17 protein-coding genes are annotated in these 16,420 nt (G+C 38.4%); 10 read left to right on the top strand and 7 right to left on the bottom strand.

The genetic code is table 11. The features are described from left to right. Nucleotides 1-349 precede the first annotated feature (349 nt). The 4 genes from ACE1AT_RS05525 (at nucleotide 350) to ACE1AT_RS05540 (ending at nucleotide 3,906) form a co-directional block, all read left to right on the top strand. Nucleotides 350-985, top strand: coding sequence for a hypothetical protein (locus ACE1AT_RS05525; protein WP_374866302.1), 636 nt, complete (start codon nucleotides 350-352; stop codon nucleotides 983-985). A gap of 124 nt (nucleotides 986-1,109) precedes the next feature. Then, nucleotides 1,110-3,179 carry a S9 family peptidase gene (locus tag ACE1AT_RS05530; RefSeq protein ID WP_374866286.1) on the top strand — a complete coding sequence of 690 codons (2,070 nt, stop codon included), beginning with the start codon at nucleotides 1,110-1,112 and terminating at the stop codon, nucleotides 3,177-3,179. Nucleotides 3,180-3,211: 32 nt separating this feature from the next. Then, the gene (locus ACE1AT_RS05535) at nucleotides 3,212-3,493 is read left to right on the top strand and encodes a type II toxin-antitoxin system Phd/YefM family antitoxin (RefSeq protein ID WP_374866287.1); all 282 of its coding nucleotides are present in this window, start codon (nucleotides 3,212-3,214) and stop codon (nucleotides 3,491-3,493) included. Then, entirely contained in the window at nucleotides 3,490-3,906 is a 417-nt protein-coding gene (locus ACE1AT_RS05540) for a type II toxin-antitoxin system VapC family toxin (RefSeq protein ID WP_374866288.1), read from the top strand. The genes ACE1AT_RS05535 and ACE1AT_RS05540 overlap by 4 nt, the downstream gene beginning before the upstream one ends. Before the next feature lie 10 nt (nucleotides 3,907-3,916). Here the strand turns inward: ACE1AT_RS05540 and ACE1AT_RS05545 are convergent, their stop codons facing one another. Next, on the bottom strand, nucleotides 3,917-5,251 hold the full coding sequence (locus ACE1AT_RS05545) for an ABC transporter substrate-binding protein (protein WP_374866289.1): 1,335 nt from the start codon (nucleotides 5,249-5,251) through the stop codon (nucleotides 3,917-3,919). A 9-nt stretch (nucleotides 5,252-5,260) separates the two neighbouring features. After that, nucleotides 5,261-5,923, bottom strand: coding sequence for a glycosyltransferase family 2 protein (locus ACE1AT_RS05550; RefSeq protein ID WP_374866290.1), 663 nt, complete (start codon nucleotides 5,921-5,923; stop codon nucleotides 5,261-5,263). Nucleotides 5,924-6,425: 502 nt separating this feature from the next. Between ACE1AT_RS05550 and ACE1AT_RS05555 the strand changes: the two genes are divergently transcribed. Beyond that, nucleotides 6,426-7,682 carry a glycosyltransferase gene (locus ACE1AT_RS05555; RefSeq protein WP_374866291.1) on the top strand — a complete coding sequence of 419 codons (1,257 nt, stop codon included), beginning with the start codon at nucleotides 6,426-6,428 and terminating at the stop codon, nucleotides 7,680-7,682. Between the two features lie 8 nt (nucleotides 7,683-7,690). On the opposite strand, the gene ACE1AT_RS05560 is transcribed toward ACE1AT_RS05555, so the two are convergent. Further along, a complete protein-coding gene (locus tag ACE1AT_RS05560; RefSeq protein WP_374866292.1) occupies nucleotides 7,691-8,026 on the bottom strand; it encodes a XisI protein in 336 nt (111 codons plus the stop codon). After that, nucleotides 8,014-8,430, bottom strand: a complete 417-nt coding sequence (locus tag ACE1AT_RS05565; RefSeq protein ID WP_374866293.1) for an element excision factor XisH family protein — start codon at nucleotides 8,428-8,430, stop codon at nucleotides 8,014-8,016. The genes ACE1AT_RS05560 and ACE1AT_RS05565 overlap by 13 nt, the downstream gene beginning before the upstream one ends. Nucleotides 8,431-8,590: 160 nt before the next feature. Between ACE1AT_RS05565 and ACE1AT_RS05570 the strand changes: the two genes are divergently transcribed. Then, the gene (locus ACE1AT_RS05570; protein ID WP_374866294.1) at nucleotides 8,591-9,334 is read left to right on the top strand and encodes a class I SAM-dependent methyltransferase; all 744 of its coding nucleotides are present in this window, start codon (nucleotides 8,591-8,593) and stop codon (nucleotides 9,332-9,334) included. 137 nt (nucleotides 9,335-9,471) lie between these two features. Here the strand turns inward: ACE1AT_RS05570 and ACE1AT_RS05575 are convergent, their stop codons facing one another. Beyond that, nucleotides 9,472-10,578: a methyltransferase domain-containing protein gene (locus tag ACE1AT_RS05575; protein ID WP_374866295.1), complete on the bottom strand. Its 1,107-nt coding sequence runs from the start codon at nucleotides 10,576-10,578 to the stop codon at nucleotides 9,472-9,474. Between the two features lie 82 nt (nucleotides 10,579-10,660). Beyond that, a complete protein-coding gene (locus ACE1AT_RS05580) occupies nucleotides 10,661-11,620 on the bottom strand; it encodes an LD-carboxypeptidase (protein ID WP_374866296.1) in 960 nt (319 codons plus the stop codon). Nucleotides 11,621-11,880: 260 nt separating this feature from the next. On the opposite strand from ACE1AT_RS05580, the gene ACE1AT_RS05585 reads away from it, so the two are divergent. The 4 genes from ACE1AT_RS05585 (at nucleotide 11,881) to ACE1AT_RS05600 (ending at nucleotide 15,421) form a co-directional block, all read left to right on the top strand. Then, the gene (locus tag ACE1AT_RS05585) at nucleotides 11,881-12,165 is read left to right on the top strand and encodes a hypothetical protein (RefSeq protein ID WP_374866297.1); all 285 of its coding nucleotides are present in this window, start codon (nucleotides 11,881-11,883) and stop codon (nucleotides 12,163-12,165) included. Nucleotides 12,166-12,237: 72 nt separating this feature from the next. Then, nucleotides 12,238-13,365 carry a succinylglutamate desuccinylase/aspartoacylase family protein gene (locus ACE1AT_RS05590; protein WP_374866298.1) on the top strand — a complete coding sequence of 376 codons (1,128 nt, stop codon included), beginning with the start codon at nucleotides 12,238-12,240 and terminating at the stop codon, nucleotides 13,363-13,365. Nucleotides 13,366-13,796: 431 nt separating this feature from the next. Continuing rightward, the gene (era, locus tag ACE1AT_RS05595; protein ID WP_374866303.1) at nucleotides 13,797-14,708 is read left to right on the top strand and encodes a GTPase Era; all 912 of its coding nucleotides are present in this window, start codon (nucleotides 13,797-13,799) and stop codon (nucleotides 14,706-14,708) included. Between the two features lie 41 nt (nucleotides 14,709-14,749). Beyond that, a complete protein-coding gene (locus ACE1AT_RS05600; RefSeq protein WP_374866299.1) occupies nucleotides 14,750-15,421 on the top strand; it encodes a response regulator in 672 nt (223 codons plus the stop codon). 44 nt (nucleotides 15,422-15,465) lie between these two features. On the opposite strand, the gene ACE1AT_RS05605 is transcribed toward ACE1AT_RS05600, so the two are convergent. After that, nucleotides 15,466-15,930 (bottom strand): hypothetical protein, encoded by a 465-nt coding sequence (locus tag ACE1AT_RS05605; RefSeq protein ID WP_374866300.1) that lies wholly within the window; start codon nucleotides 15,928-15,930, stop codon nucleotides 15,466-15,468. Nucleotides 15,931-16,420 lie beyond the last annotated feature (490 nt).

The following is a 16,420-nucleotide window of genomic DNA, read 5'->3' on the forward strand; positions in this document are numbered from 1 at the left end:
CTGTTGATATTGATCTTGAATATTTTGTAAAGAATATAGTTTAAAAATTAAGAATGAGTGTCGCTATCAGATTAAATAACTGGGTTCAGTTCAAATCTAACCTCAAGGAGATCAGCAGGAGGCTGGGTTAAGTATAAGGCAAATATAGTATTCTTCATTTTTATTTACGATCTATCTTAATCTTATTTCATCCTTTAGCTTTTATACTTAAATACTTTTAAACTAAATTGCTATGCGAACAGACCCTAACACATCTTCCGTGGAAGCTTCCATTTCTAGCACCAGCCAAGGACTTAGGTTTTTCATACCGCGATCGCAAAGACGTAAGTTTTTTATCCAATTTACCGTGATGACTTTCACCGGATGGGTTGTAGGGGGAATTACTAGTATTGCTTTAGAAAAATACCTTCTGCAAACACTCCCGCCTGCTGTACTCCAACAACAACCCTCATGGTATGGATTGGTAAAAATTATGAGCAGTGTTGTTTTTGCAATAATTTTCGCCGCCGATCAAGCGCTTGTCTTGCGCCGATATTTATCTGCATGGTGGTTGTGGGTGCTTGTTACCAGCGTCGGTTGGTTGGTTGCTAATCATGTCTCTACAGCATGGATTAACTATATTTCATCTATTGCTGACTCTTTGAATAAAACTTTATCTTTTGAGGATGTAATATTTTTTGGAGGTTTATCAACCCTCTCCTATGTATTGTCTGGAATTTGGGTAGGATTTCTTCAGTGGCTAGTATTACGCCAGTATACCGCAGGTGCTTGGTGGTGGAATTTTTTACCTTCATTTTCGTATTTGTGTATCAGTATCTTCGTTTGGCTGCTTTCTTGTTTACAAGACCTCATTCCAGAAGTCAGTCGCGCTCAGATATTGTATTTAAGTGGACAAGCATTGACGGCAATTATATTAGGAGTTATTCCAGCTATTGGCTTTTGCAGGTTGAAAATTTACTCCCAGCGTATTCTTGCGTCAAAGTAGCCTCCATGAACTGTGTACACCAGGGTGAATAAAAATATGACTCTTCTTACACCCCTACACCCCTTACACCCCCACACCCCCACACCCATTTTCAAGCTAGTTGCAGCAAACTCAGGTGATTAATATGAACAAAATTGACTCCTCACATCCGACAGTAACTCCACCCGTCGCTGAAAAACAACCGCAGGTGTTAGAGTTACACGGCGACAAGCGGATTGATAATTACTTTTGGATGCGCGATCGCGAAGATCCGAAAACGCTGGCCTACCTAGAAGCAGAAAATGCTTACACTCAAGCCAAGATGCAGCACACGGAAGCTTTCCAAACACAGCTATATGAAGAAATGCTGTCTCGAATTAAGGAAACAGACCTTTCCGTGCCTTATCGTAAAGATGAATATTATTATTATTCCCGCACAGAAGAAGGTAAAGCCTATCCAATTTATTGTCGCAAAAAAGGTAGTCTTGATGCTGCTGAAGAAATATTACTAGACCAAAATGAACTAGCCAAAGGGCATGATTTTTTCAGTATCGGAGTACTACAAGTTAGCCCCAATCATCAAATATTAGCTTATTCAGTAGATACGACGGGATCGGAAAGATATACACTGTTTTTTTTGGATTTAAATACTCGTCAACTTTATCTTGAAAGTATCTCTGATACTTATTTTTCCTTCGCTTGGGCTAATGACAATCAGACGGTATTCTACACCAAATTAGACGATGCCAATCGCCCATATCATTTGTTTCGACATACATTAGCAACAGATACCAATGAAGATATTCTGGTCTATCATGAACCGGACGATACCTATTTTTTAGCAGTAGGCAAAACTCGTAGTCAAGCTTATATTTTGTTGAGTTTGGGTAGTCAAATCACCTCAGAATTCCACTATTTAGACGCTAATAATCCTAGTGGCAAATTTCAGTTATTTCATCCTCGAATTACAGGGATAGAATACGACATTGATCATCACAGTGATTATTTCTATATAGTCACAAATGAGCAAGCAATTAACTTTAAGTTAATGAAAACTCCTGTAAATGCACCCAGTAAAGAAAATTGGCAAACTATTATTCCCCATCGAGAAGATGTGATGTTATCAGGAATTAGTTTGTTTAACAATCACTTGGTGATTTACGAACGTAAAGATGGATTACCTGTTGCGAGGGTACAAAACCTCACGAATGGCAAAGAACATAATATTACTTTTCCTGAACCAACCTACTCATTTTTTGAAGGTAGTAATCCGGAATTTGACACCACCACTTTGCGGATACACTACACTTCTTTAATCACGCCGCCATCTGTATTTGATTACGATCTCCAAACAAATGAGCGGGAATTGAAAAAAGAAACAGAAGTTTTGGGAGGCTATGACAGAACTCTGTATAACAGTGAAAAATTGATGGCTGTGGCTCCTGATGGTACACAAATTCCCATATCTATTGTTTATAAAAAGGGAATCAAAAAAGATGGCAAAAATCCTTTGTATCTGACGGGATATGGTGCTTACGGAGTAAATTCTCCAGCATATTTTTCTTCATCTCGACTATCTTTATTACAGCGGGGAATTGTATTTGCGATCGCTCATATTCGTGGTGGTGCAGAAATGGGACGCAAATGGTATGAAGATGGCAAATTTTTGCACAAAAAAAATACATTTACAGATTTTATTGCCTGTGCAGAATATCTCATTTCCCAAGGCTGGACAACAAATAATTCACTTACTATTTCCGGCGGTAGTGCTGGCGGTTTATTGATGGGAGCAGTAGTCAATATGCGCCCTGATTTGTTTAAAGTTGTAGTTGCGGATGTACCATTTGTAGATGTAGTCACAACCATACTTGATACTTCCCTACCTCTGTCAGCAATGGAATGGGAAGAATGGGGAAATCCCAACGATAAAGTCTATTACGACTACATGAAATCATACTCGCCCTACGATAATGTCGAGGCGAAAACTTACCCAGATATGTTAATTACAGCAGGTTTAAATGATGCTCGTGTGAAATATTGGGAACCTGCAAAATGGACAGCAAAACTACGAGAACTCAAAACAGATGACAATATTCTCCTGCTGAAAACTAATATGGATGCAGGACACAGTGGCGCATCTGGACGTTACGAAAGTTTGCGAGAACTTGCTTTTGAATATGCTTTTATTTTAGATAGGCTGAGTTTGTCAGAGTGAAATACTACTTAATCGACGCAGGTGAAAGCGCAATGTCTCAGCAGTATTCAATTGATCAGGTTCCCGTGAACCTCGACACAATTTTTCAGGAAGTTGAACAAGGTAAATCAGTGCAAATTACGCGGTCGGGTCAGCAAGTTGCTGTTATTCTGTCTGCGGCTGAATACGAACGTTTGCTGTCTAGAAAATCACGTTTTTGGGAATCTATAGAGCGATTACGGGAAGAAATGATGGAAGAAGGAACCGAGATTAATCCCGATGAGGTTTGGCAAGATGTACGCGACAAGTCACCTGGACGTAAGGTAATCTTGTGACTCGCTTTTTACTTGATACTAACATCATCTCTGAACCGTTAAGGCCGCAACCGAACACAGCAGTTATCCAAAAATTGCACCAATATGAGGAGGACATTGTCATTGCATCCGTTACGTGGCACGAACTGCTGTTTGGTTGCTATCGTCTACCTGCTTCTAAAAGGCGAGACAGAATTGAGCAGTATCTTAAGGAGATAGTCCAGCCAAATATTCCCATCCTAGCTTATGATGAGATGGCAGCTGAATGGTTTGCTTTGGAAAGAGCGCGATTGGTGAAGATCGGAAAAACTCCCGCATATTCAGATGGACAGATTGCGGCGATCGCCAAGGTAAATGCTCTGACTTTAGTGACTAATAATGTGTCAGACTATGCCGATTTTCAAGAACTTCCACTGGAAAACTGGTTTATTTAGGAGAATTATCTTAACCATGAGTACGATTTTTGTTATTACTCCAAATCATATCTAAACGTTCTTGAGCAGTTTTCAGGGCTTTTTCAGGAGACTCACCCAATAAAGTAGCCTCAATTGCTCTCCCCAGACTATCAGAAAGACGGCTATAACCAGCAATAATCGGTCGAGCGCGTGCTACAGATACTTGCTCTAAAAACATTTTTAACACTGGTTTTTGGCTGATAAATTCTTGAAAAGCTTGACTTTGAGCAGATTTAATGTTTACAGGTAAAAAACCTGTGCCAATACTCCACTCAGTTTGAAATTCTTCACTCAAGACATATTCTAAAAACTTAAATGCTGCTTGCTCTCTTTCTGGCGTAGTTTTCATGACAAACATATTCCCCGTACCTGTGACTGTAGCTTGTTCAACTTCCCCAGGTATGGGAAATACATCAAAATCGACATTAGACTTCATAATATAAGTCCAAGGGCCAGTAATTTGCATCGCCACTTTACCAGCAATAAAATTATCTTCCTCATAACCCCGTTCCGGTGCGGATAGTTTTGCTGAACCATCTTTGATTAAATCTTGCCAGAATTGTAAGGCTGCGATCGCTCCTTTGTTCATCAAATCTGGTTGATTATCTTTGACAATCTCTCCCCCCGCACCTAATAAAAAGGGAAACCAACTAAATACAGTCCATTCTCCCTTTCCCAAGGGTAATAACATTCCGTATTGTTCGGGACGTTTGTCGCCATTACGGTCTATAGTTAATTTTTTCGCAACTTGTCGTAACTCTTCCCAAGTCTTTGGTAGTTCAGTAATTCCCGCAGCTTTAAATAAATCCGGTCGGTAAAAAATCCCCATATTGCTGGTATATAGAGGGATTGACCAAGTTTGATTATCTAGGCGCAATTCTTCAAATAAACTGGGGACAACTTCTGATTTGACTGGTGATTTTTCTAGCCAATCATCTAAAGGTTGAATTGCTCCTAATTCTACGAACTGACCTGTAACTTGGGGGTAGAATGTCAGAATATCTGGAGGTACATTACCCACAACTGCTGTTAATACTTTTGGTAATCCCTCTGCATAGACAGATTCGACTTTGATATCGGTATGAGTCTGATTAAATTTATTTACCAGCTTTTGAAAAACATCACGATTTGTGGGCGGATTGATTGACTGCCATAATGTCAGATGAATGACTCCGGTGTCTTGAGGTGCTGGTTTCTGACAGCTGGATAATACCAGACACAAACTCAGGATAGCTCCCAAAACGAGAGCTTGCCTAGTATAGCTGGTTAATTGGTGAAAAAGTTTTTTGATGTGCGATCGCAAAAACAAAATGATAATATTCATGCCAAGCAGTTAGCTAGATGAAGAAAATTTTTCTATAACACTCTTGGTAATACTGGTTTCAGCTCTTGTATAAACGTAAGTTTCTGGTTGAGTTACTTTTTGAGTTTTAAATAATTTTACCGCTCGATGCCAAAAATCTGTATCTTCACCATAAGCAATATTTTCAAATCCCTGTAACTCCAAAAATACTTGTCTTTTCCCAAAAAATGTCGGACCAAGAACACATTCACGCAAATTAATTGTTTTACCTGGTTGAAAATAATCTGCTACAAAAATTTCTTCTTCTGTAAAAAATCCCCCTTCAATCAAATCAATTTCGGGATTCGCTTTCATAAATTCTAGTCTTGACTCTAAATGATTTGGTTTGTAGACATCATCGCTATCAATGAATGTTATATATTTGCCAAATGAGCTTTGAATTCCGATATTTTTAGAGTATGCGAGTTTACGATTTTGATGTTTTATATAACGAATCTGTCTAAATTTTTGTAGATAGATATTGACTATATCAAAACTATTGTCTTGACTACCATCATCTACTATAATCAGTTCCCAATCTTTAAATTTCTGAGTAATAACACTATTAATACAATTATTTAAGTATTTTTCTCGATTATAAGTACAAAGGATGACTGATATTTCAGGATTTAAATCAAAAAGCACATTACTCATTATTAATTAACTCTAACTATTTTTTACTTAAAAATATGCTACCAAATTTCTACTTATTAAGGAGTTGTCATGAGGTGCGTATAGCAAAACGACGAATGAAAACATGACTCTTGCTACATCTTTATTGACATAGTATAATGATGACGCCTAGCAAAAGAACACAAGGTACGTAAAATTTGAATTTTACCAAACACTATTAACCTTTGCTATAAGACTACTATTTGATTTTTGAAAAGATACTTAGGGTGTGTTAGCGACAGCGTAACGCACCCTAAAAATACCTAATTTTGTTCTATTAGTAATAACAATTTCCTTATCAGCAGAATATATCAAAACTTCTGCACACATACTATTTTACTTTAATTATGAAAAAAATCAGGATGAGAGACGTGATTGTTCATGTTTCAATAAAACTGATTTGGTTCATATATTTTGTGATGCAAACAAGCAACAAATTGCCAGGTTTGGTAACACCATATAAATCTTAGTACTTATATTTTGTATGATTCATTTTGGCACTATTTGCCCTACTGCAACTGGACATCTCAATTCCATGACTGCTTTAGGACGTGAACTAAAAAGGCGTGGTCATCGTGTTACTGTCCTGGGTATGCCTGATGCAGAAACTTATGCTCAAGCTGCGGGTTTAGAATTTCGCGCCATATCAGCTTCTGAGTTTCCTGTAGGTACAACAGCTAAATTTTATGAGCGGCTGGGAAAACTCAACGGTTTGGCTGCTTTGCGCTACACAACTAGTTTATCTCAAAAAACAACTGCTTTATTTTTACAAGACGCACCACAAGTTATTAAAGAAGCAAGGATAGAAGTGTTAATAATTGATGAATGTTTATTTGGAGGAAGTAGTGTTGCAGACTTTTCAAATATCCCCTTTGTTACAGCCTGTTCTGCATTAGTAAACGGTTTTGATAATTGTATTCCTCCAGTGTTTACAACTTGGAAATATAACCCAACTTGGTGGGCGCGGATTCGTAACGGTGCTGGTTATCAAGTAATGCTTAACTCTGCAAAACCTATCCATGAAATTATTTCAGAATGTCGTCGTCAATGGAAGTTACCTGCTTGTTCTAATATTAATGATTTTTACTCCGTCTCAAAGTTAGCAATAGTAAGTCAGCAACCCGCAGAATTTGAATATCCAAGACCTAATTTGACTGGATTACTCCACTTCACAGGCCCCCACTTTGACCATACAGCTAGAAAACCTGTTGATTTTCCCTTTGAAAAATTGAATGGTCAACCCCTAATTTATGCTTCAATGGGAACATTGCAAAATCGCCTCAATCATATTTTTTACAAAATAGCAGAAGCTTGTGTAGAATTAGACGCTCAACTGGTGATTTCTCTTGGTGGTGGATTAGAACCAGAAGCATTACCAAACTTACCAGGAAAACCTTTAGTTGTTAAATATGCTCCACAGCTAGAACTGCTACAAAAAGCTAGTCTAACTATCACCCATGCAGGACTAAATACAACGTTAGAGTCTTTATCTAATGGTGTACCTTTAGTTGCTATTCCTATTACCAATGACCAGCCAGGAGTAGCAGCACGTATTGCTTGGACTGGTGTAGGAAAATTTATTTCTACTTCTAATTTGACTACTGCTAGATTGCGTCAAACTATTCAAGAAGTGTTGACGCAGAACTCTTACCAACAAAATGCTCTGAGGTTACAAACTGCAATTAAGCAAGCAGGAGGAGTCACCCGTGCTGTTGATATTATTGAAGAGGTAGTATCTTAATTTTAAACTTAGGCGACAGCATATCCCGTGTGTTGTCTGACATTAGGCGGGTGAAATCCCAAAACAATTTTATCTTTGGGAATACCTGCTGCTACTAGTTCATAGGTAACACCATCTTCTGTGTCATCTCGTTGCACCCAAATTTTGTCATCAATAATGTCAATATGAACTAAGCAACCGTGAATTCGCTTGACACCATCCCAGCCTAGAGTTATCAGTAAATAACTGTCCGAATCGCTATCAAAGACTGCTTTACATTTAATATCCCCGTAGGAATAAGGTATTTGTGTGTAGGGTACTAATACCTCTTTGATAATGCGTCGATAATTATCTAAGGTATCCATTGAATAATCCTCTCAGTCTCTGGATTAAAAACGAGTAAATTGAGATTCTCAGTTTCTATTAAAAGTGTACCAATTGGTTCAGAGAACAAAGCTGTAAATACACTGTCGCGCACTGCTAAATATAATGTTCTTTCTGGTTCCAAGCGTTGGATAACAGCACGATACATAATAAATCCTCCAATGGCTTCTTTAAGGTCTGCCATTTCTGAAGGACTGACAAAACTTTTAATTTCTACAGCTATTTTTTTCGTTCCTTGTTCTGCGGCTAAAAGTTGTTTGGCTCCTAAATCTACATACATATCTTTTTGACCCCATTTTAAATGTAGGGGATCATCTGTAATTATCCAACCTTCTTGAATTAAGGCATTCTTAACAGCATCATGATAAATATCTCTTGCGGGCATATCTAAATATTTTAATTAAAATACTCTTGACTCGGATTATGAATTCTGATAAATCTGGGTTAATAATCAATAGTCAAAATTAATAAAAATAATTAGTGTTGTCAATAAACTTAAAAACATTTTCTTAAAATTATTGATCACAAGGAAAAATATTTACACTATGATTCAACAGCCTGTTTTACCTTTTTTAAATCGTTATTGGCAAGATTCATTTAGCTTAAAGCAGCATCTCAAAGATTTTTTGCATATAGACGCAGAAACACTGGAGAGTAAGTTAGCAGCTGGTCAACAACAAATGGCTGATTTAGGTCATAAAGATTTTGATTGGGAACAAGCAACGGCTTTTTATCAGGATAAAGTTAAAGAGCTTTATTTATTTGATTTAGGAGCATGGCATTTATCAATTCATGAACGTCTTGGTAATATGCTACAGTTAATTGCAGATCATGCTCAAGGTAAGGTGTTGGATTTTGGGGGCGGAATTGGTACTCATGCAATTGCTGCTGCTTGTTGTCCTCAAGTTACAGAAGTAATTTATTGTGATCTTAATCCGATAAATATTGATTTTGTGCGTTATCGGACTGCTCAATTGGGACTAAGTGAAAAATTTCGCTTTTGTTCAGAAATACCTGCTAACGAAAATTTTGCAACGATTCTTTGCTTTGATGTTTTAGAACATTTACCAGACCCAAGTCAGCAGTTACTGAAGTTTCATCAAATTCTGATATCTGAGGGTAAGATAATTCTCAACTGGTTGTTCTTTAAAGGTTTCAATCAAGAACATCCTTTTCATTTAGATGATCCTCAGCTAGTAGATGCTTTTTTCCGTAATCTTCAGAGCAATTTTATTGAAATTTTTCAACCTTATGACACATTTGCGCGTTGTTATCGAAAATGGAATTAAACCTCGTCCATCTTGAAAAGAGGAGTTTTTCAAAAAGGACATTATGTAGGTTGGGTTACACTCCGTTCCACCCAACCTACAAAACTACAGTTCTCAAAGTAGACGTGGTTTAAATTTAAATTTAATTAATATTTAGTTTACTTTTCAGCTACGATACAAGTTGCAACGGGATAATCTGGATGAAAAGCGTCTAGTTCTTCTGGGGTTAATTCTTCGACAGCTATACCATGATAACTAGCTATGACAGTAATCGGATTGCCGTAAACATACAATTTCTGTTGAGAAAAGTTTCTAAACATCCAAGCAAAAGCATCTGGTAAAGGTCGCCAATAATCAACCGGGGTAGCATGAACTCGAATCGAACTTGGAACCATTGCAAAACATTTACCACCATCTTTTAGCCAAGTATGGATATTTTCAATAGCAATCCACGGTGCGTAACAATGCTCTAAAACATTGAAAATAATTACTGAATCTAAAGACTGTGGTTCGATAACAGAGACATCATGAGCATCCCCGACTATATCTACTCCTGGGCCTGATTCTAAATTGAGAATCCGATAGGAACTACCAGGATTCATTTGATAAAAATCTTTATCTTTGGGAGTACCACCGACTTCTAAAATATTGCCAACTACTTGTGCATGAACATCATCCAGAAATTTACTGAGATAATAGCGATCAACAGGAGTACCTCTTGTTAATCCAAATGCTTGACAAATAGGAACTATTTTTTTCAAATCTCCCCAATCAATAGAGCCTGTAGCAGGAGATAATAAACCTAGATTTTCTAGTTTTTCGACTAATTTAGAAAAGTCTTCTATATTCTCAATCTTTTCGAGGTCATCTTCTAATTGCAAATGAGCAAATAATTGCGGGAGAACTTGGTAAGTTTCTTGACTTAATGAACCAAGTTCAAACTGCATATCTTTTTCGATAAAACTCCGAAAACCTTTGCCATAAATTGTAATTTGGCTATCTGCCATAAATACTATGGCATTTGCAAGTAAATCTTTGTATTGATCTATTTCATCTCTGACTTTATTGACAATTGGAGCTAATTTAGTTTTTTGAAATATTTGATAGGCTTTTTCGAGAGAATGTTCGTGAACAAATATCTCCATGACAGTCAGCCATGATTTTGCTGGAACTATTTCTGCTTGTCTTTGACTCCAAGCAAAAATAGCATACAGCTTGCTGTCATGCTGTTGTAAATATCCGGTAGATACATATTGTCTAGCCATGGAATTAATTCCTCAAAAAATTTTATCACTTGAGGACAACTTGGGTATTATAAGCTATTTCTGGATCGCTGTTGGCAACAGTTTAATTGACAATATCTAATATTCCTTGGTCTGCATCTAAAGTTACTTTCACACCGACGGGTAAAGCTGCATTTGGTGCTTCATGACCAAAAGGTAAATCAGAGACAACGGGAATTCCTAAATCACCCAAGCGATCGCGCAAAACTTCTGCCACACTAAAACTAGGAACACCTGCTGGTGCTTCACAGTTAGTAAAACTACCCAAAGCAATACCACGAACCTTAGACAAAGCACCACTCATCCGCCATTGCGTCAGCATTCTATCGATACGGTAAGGCGCTTCTGTCACATCCTCAAAAGCCAGGATGACACCATCTAAATCCGGTTGAATGGGTGTACACAGAAGATGAGTTGCAACAGTGAGATTAGCAGGTAACAGGATACCATTAGCTACACCACCTCCCCAACCAAAACCTTTCAAAGCACTCAGGGAACGTCCTTCCACCCAATCAAATAAGCGTTGAATTGACCACTCTGGTTCATCAGCAATGGTGGTTAACAAAGGCGCATGTACACCGGAAATCCCCAGTTTATAAAGACTCCAGAGTAAAGCAGTGATGTCGGAAAAGCCAATTATCCATTTGGGAGTGCTTGGAGTGTGAGGAGTGTGGGAAGTAATAATATTCCCCGTGTCCCCTTCTCCCCCATCTCCCCCCACTCCCCAATTCCAATTTTCCAAAATCCGGGTACTACCAAAACCACCTCTGGCGCAGAGAATACCACGACATTCGGGATCGTGCCATGCTGATGCTAGGTGATGACGACGATTTTCATCGCTACCGGCTAGATAACCCCATTTGTCATCTATCTCTGGGATTACTTCTACTCTATAACCGTGCGATCGCCAAATTTCTACTCCCCGTTCAAATGTCGTCAGTTCTCGCAAAGCACCGCTAGGCGCGATAACTCGCAGTAAATCGCCAGGTTGGAGAGGTTGTGGAATAATGATTTGAGATTGCATTGGATCAAAACTTATGTTTGTTGTTGGGGATTGGGGATTGGGGATTGGGGATTGGGGATTGGGGATCGGGGATCGGGGATTGGGGATCGGGGATCGGGGATCGGGGATTAGGGAATAGATTTTAATATTTTGGCTGTGTGATTTATCATATGAGCGTTTAGCTTGAAAATGGGTGTGGGGGTGTAGGAGGAGTAATATTTCCATACACAAGTTTTGGGATTTTCCCGTGAAAGACTAGCTTAAAAGATGAAACTCCAAGTTTGAAACGAGAAACTTCAGGTTTCAAACAGGAAAATCCGAGCTTGAAACGAGAAACGTCAGGTTTCAAACAGGAAAATCCGAGCTTGAAACGAGAAACGTCAGGTTTCAAACAGGAAAATCCGAGCTTGAAACGAGAAACGTCAGATTTCAAACAGGAAAATCCGAGCTTGAAACGAGAAACGTCAGGTTTCAAACAGGAAAATCCGAGCTTGAAACGAGAAACGTCAGATTTCAAACAGGAAAATCCGAGCTTGAAACAGGAACATCCAAGCTTGAAACAATAAGCATATAAAAAAATCGACCACCGATGTAGACGCGCAAGTCAATCCCCAATCCCCAATCCCCAATCCCCCAAAATGCTTCCAAATATTTCTACAATTCCTCTACGCCAAATGGCTTCCGGTGATGTTTTATCACTACAAGTATATAAATTTATTGGTGCTTATCCCGGCAAAAAAGTTTACATTCAATCTAATTTACATGGTGCAGAAATCGCTGGTAATGCAGTGATTCACCAATTAATTGAGTTTTTACTGACGCTCGATGATACTGATTTAGTAGGAGAAATTTGGTTAGTTCCTGTTTGTAATCCGATGGGAACCAATACTCGTGTGCATCACTTTTCACCTGGTAGATACTGTGTTTATGAGGCTAAAGATTGGAACCGTATCTTTTGGGATTATGAAAAAGAAGCTGATGATTTAGCTGTGTTTGCTAAATCTCAACTTCATTTAAAATGGGAGGTCGTCAAACAAAATTATCTTGCCTTAATTCAGCAAAGATTCACGCAACTTTTAGAAAAAATTAATTCTCCCAGTGGTGTACCTTATACTGAGAGGTTTCGCTACAGACTACAATCTTTGAGTTTAGATACTGATTACTTAATTGATTTACATAGTTCTACTAATCAAGGCTTAAATTACCTTTATTACTTCCCAAATCGAGAAGACAGTGCGAAATACTTTTTACTCAATTTTGGGATTGTGCTTGATGAATATGACGGTGATGCTTTTGATGAAGCATTTATTAAACCTTGGTTAGCATTAGAAAAAATTTTTAAACAATTGGGAAGAGATATCAAATTTGATGTAGAAGCCTGGACACTGGAGTTAGGTATAGGTATGCAAATGAATCCTGATTCTGTAGCTAGGGGAATTTTAGGAATCAAAAACTATTTAGCATTTAAAGGAGTGCTAAAAGTTGCTGATTTCCCTTTAGCAAATAGTCAAAATCACGAAATGACTTTTAAAGCCAGAAGTCAGATTCATAAATATTATGCTCCAGCAGGTGGAATGATTCAATCAAGAGTGGAATTAGGAAGTGAAATTAAAGCTGGACAGAAGCTTTATCAAATTTTGAGTTTCAATAAAGAAGGTAAGCTACCTCAAGTAATTGATATTTACTCTGAGCAAAATGGATTAGTGTATGATGTAGCAACGAATCAAGCTGTGAATGAAGGGGAATTTGTACTGGGAATGATTTAGAACTGCAATAGCATTAAAAAGATCCCCGACTTCTTAAAAGAAGTTGGGGATCTTACTCTGTCAATTTTCACAACTCATTTAGAACTACTTATCTAGATATAATTAAACAAATATACATAAATGTATATGTTCATAAATAAATATCTACTCTATCGGTAATTAGAACTAGGGTATTATTTAGTTTGGCTTTGTTAGTGAATATTAACATTGACTGGGCTATAGGTTTTGAGATTTGGTGTGTGAAATGTATTTGGTAGTTAAATATATTTAGTAGTGGATTAAACTAAAGCAAAGGCAATAGCTAAAAACTTCAGGGTGATTCTATGTTTCTTTTGTCTCTACACACCAAATTACTAATTGCAAACGTAGAGTAAATGGAGTCACAGGTGACTAGTAATAATAATGACATCTTCTCTTTTGCAGGGGAAGTAATGATTCCACAGGCTCCTCCTGGTTTCAAGTCGGGTTTTATCGGTATTGTCGGTCGTCCCAATGTCGGTAAATCTACGTTGATGAATCAATTAGTAGGACAAAAAATAGCCATCACTTCACCAGTAGCCCAAACTACACGCAATCGACTGCGGGGTATTTTAACAACAAAAGAGGCACAATTAATTTTTGTGGATACACCAGGAATTCATAAACCTCACCATCAATTGGGTCAAGTACTGGTGCAGAATGCCAAAATAGCGATTGAATCTGTGGATGTAGTGCTGCTTGTGGTCGATGCTACAACAGTTTGTGGTGCAGGCGATCGCTACATTGGTGATTTGCTGAGTCGCAGCAGTACACCAGTAATTTTGGGTTTAAACAAAATCGATCAACAAACAGCAGATTCTCTGAATATAGATGAAAGTTACACGCAATTGGCAAATGATTATCAATGGCAAACAGTAAAATTTTCTGCCAAAACAGGTACAGGATTGGGTGAACTACAGCAATTACTGATTCAAAATGTAGAACCAGGCCCTTACTACTATCCTCCTGATTTAGTAACCGATCAACCAGAACGCTTTATTATGGGCGAGTTGATTCGAGAACAAATTCTGTTGTTAACCCGTGAAGAAATCCCCCATTCTGTGGCGATATCCATAGATAAAGTCGAAGAAACAACAACAATTACCCGCGTCCTCGCCACAATTCATGTCGAACGTGATTCTCAAAAAGGAATTCTCATTGGGAAAGGTGGATCGATGCTGAAAGCTGTTGGTAGCGCCGCTAGAGAACAAATTCAAAAGTTAATTGCAGGCAAAGTATATCTAGAATTATTTGTGAAAGTGCAACCAAAATGGCGTCAGTCTCGTATCCGTTTGGCAGAGTTGGGATATCGCGTGGAAGAATAAAGTTAGTCATTAGTAAATGACAAATTCTAAATTGATAAAAAATGTCTTTTGATACTTCTATTAATCTGTCTCCAGATGCTGCACCATTGCGGATTTTAATCGTTGAAGATGATCCGATGATGCAATTGGGTTTAGAACAGTCACTAATGACGCATCCCCAATTGGAAATTGTCGGACAAGCTGAAGATGGCTATTTGGGTGTACAAGCAGCGCTGAAACTTAAACCAGATGTGGTGGTAATGGATATTGGCTTACCCCGTTTAGATGGGATTGCGGCGACACAACAAATCAAAGCTGCATTACCCAATACTCACGTGGTGATGCTGACGTCTCACAAAACAGAAACAGAAATTATTGCTGCTTTATCTAGTGGTGCTGATGCATATTGTATTAAAGGAGCAAGTGTAGAGCGACTTTTAAGTGCGATCGCAGCTGCTGTTGAAGGTGCAACTTACCTTGATCCTCAAATTGCTAGACAAGTGATCGAAAATCTCAAACCACCTTCCCCTAAAGGAAATGTTGCTAACCTTTCTGAACGCGAATTAGAAGTATTGAAACTGATAGTAGAAGGTTATAGTAACCCAGAAATTGCCGAAAAACTCTACCTTAGTCCCAATACTGTGAAAACCCATGTCCGGGGAATTATGAATAAATTATCGGTTGACGATCGCGTACAAGCAGCAGTCGTAGCCTTGCGTTCTGGATTAGTGTAGGGTAGCACAGCTAGCTGTGCTACCCGATCAACCAATAACAAATTTTAATGATGTATCTCCAAATTGAGAATGTAGCATCCCAATTGGACTTTTCCTGCCCATAACTCATACTCCAGCCGTAAATTTTCCGGCAGCGGGTGTCCATTCAAGGTCAAGTTACGGGTAAAATTACGTAGACGAATTGGTTGATTTGGTTGTAGTGACTCATTCGGCAACCAGTAGCGAGTAATCCCATATACACCTCGTTCCCAAAAATGCCGATAGCTCAACTGAGCATTTCCTTGCATAGTCATGGTTACTCGGTAGGGGGAAATCTCTAGCCATAATACTCTCGGACTACTGGGATTTAGTGCTTCTTTACTGTTAGTTACAGTTGGTGCTGTCAACAGTAAATGAAAGCGATCGCGGTCTTTTTGATACAATGTTGCGGCAGTTTCAACAACAGACCAGAGTGGCAGATCTGTAGAAATCAGTGATAAGCACACGGGCTTGCGGTGATGTGTCAGCATGGGAGCGATAGAGGCTAAAAGCTAAGGAGTAAAACGAAATCAATAATCAGGGGATCGGCAATTAATGGTAAGCAACTGAATGTTATTTAGCTAGGCTTTGATAAACTGGACAAATCGGTCTTAAAACAAGTAAGATACCAATCTATGAAGCCTTCATCAGGCTTTTTCTAAATTTGGCTTCAGCAATAGTAGTTTACGTAGTTGCAATGTACTGTAATCAAAGTAAACACACTTGTGTTTGAGTTGTTTTCAGCTCAGGGAAACTTGCTGGTTACATTATAAGGAAGTGAGAGTAGTTGTAGAAGCGCAAAGCGTGACTTCCTGAAGTATTCAAATGCTACTGCCCATAAACACGTAAAGTTTCCGGGAGCTTGGTAGCCCCTCGGCTTTAGCCAGGGGCGGAAAAGCGACATTGCGGCTTGAGCCGCAGTCTCTAATTTGATAGAATTGAGCAATCCCAGTAGGAATAATCATCGGCGTGTTGAAGCCT

Source organism: Pelatocladus sp. BLCC-F211 (genome assembly GCF_041928655.1).
Classification (GTDB): Bacteria; Cyanobacteriota; Cyanobacteriia; order Cyanobacteriales; family Nostocaceae; genus Pelatocladus.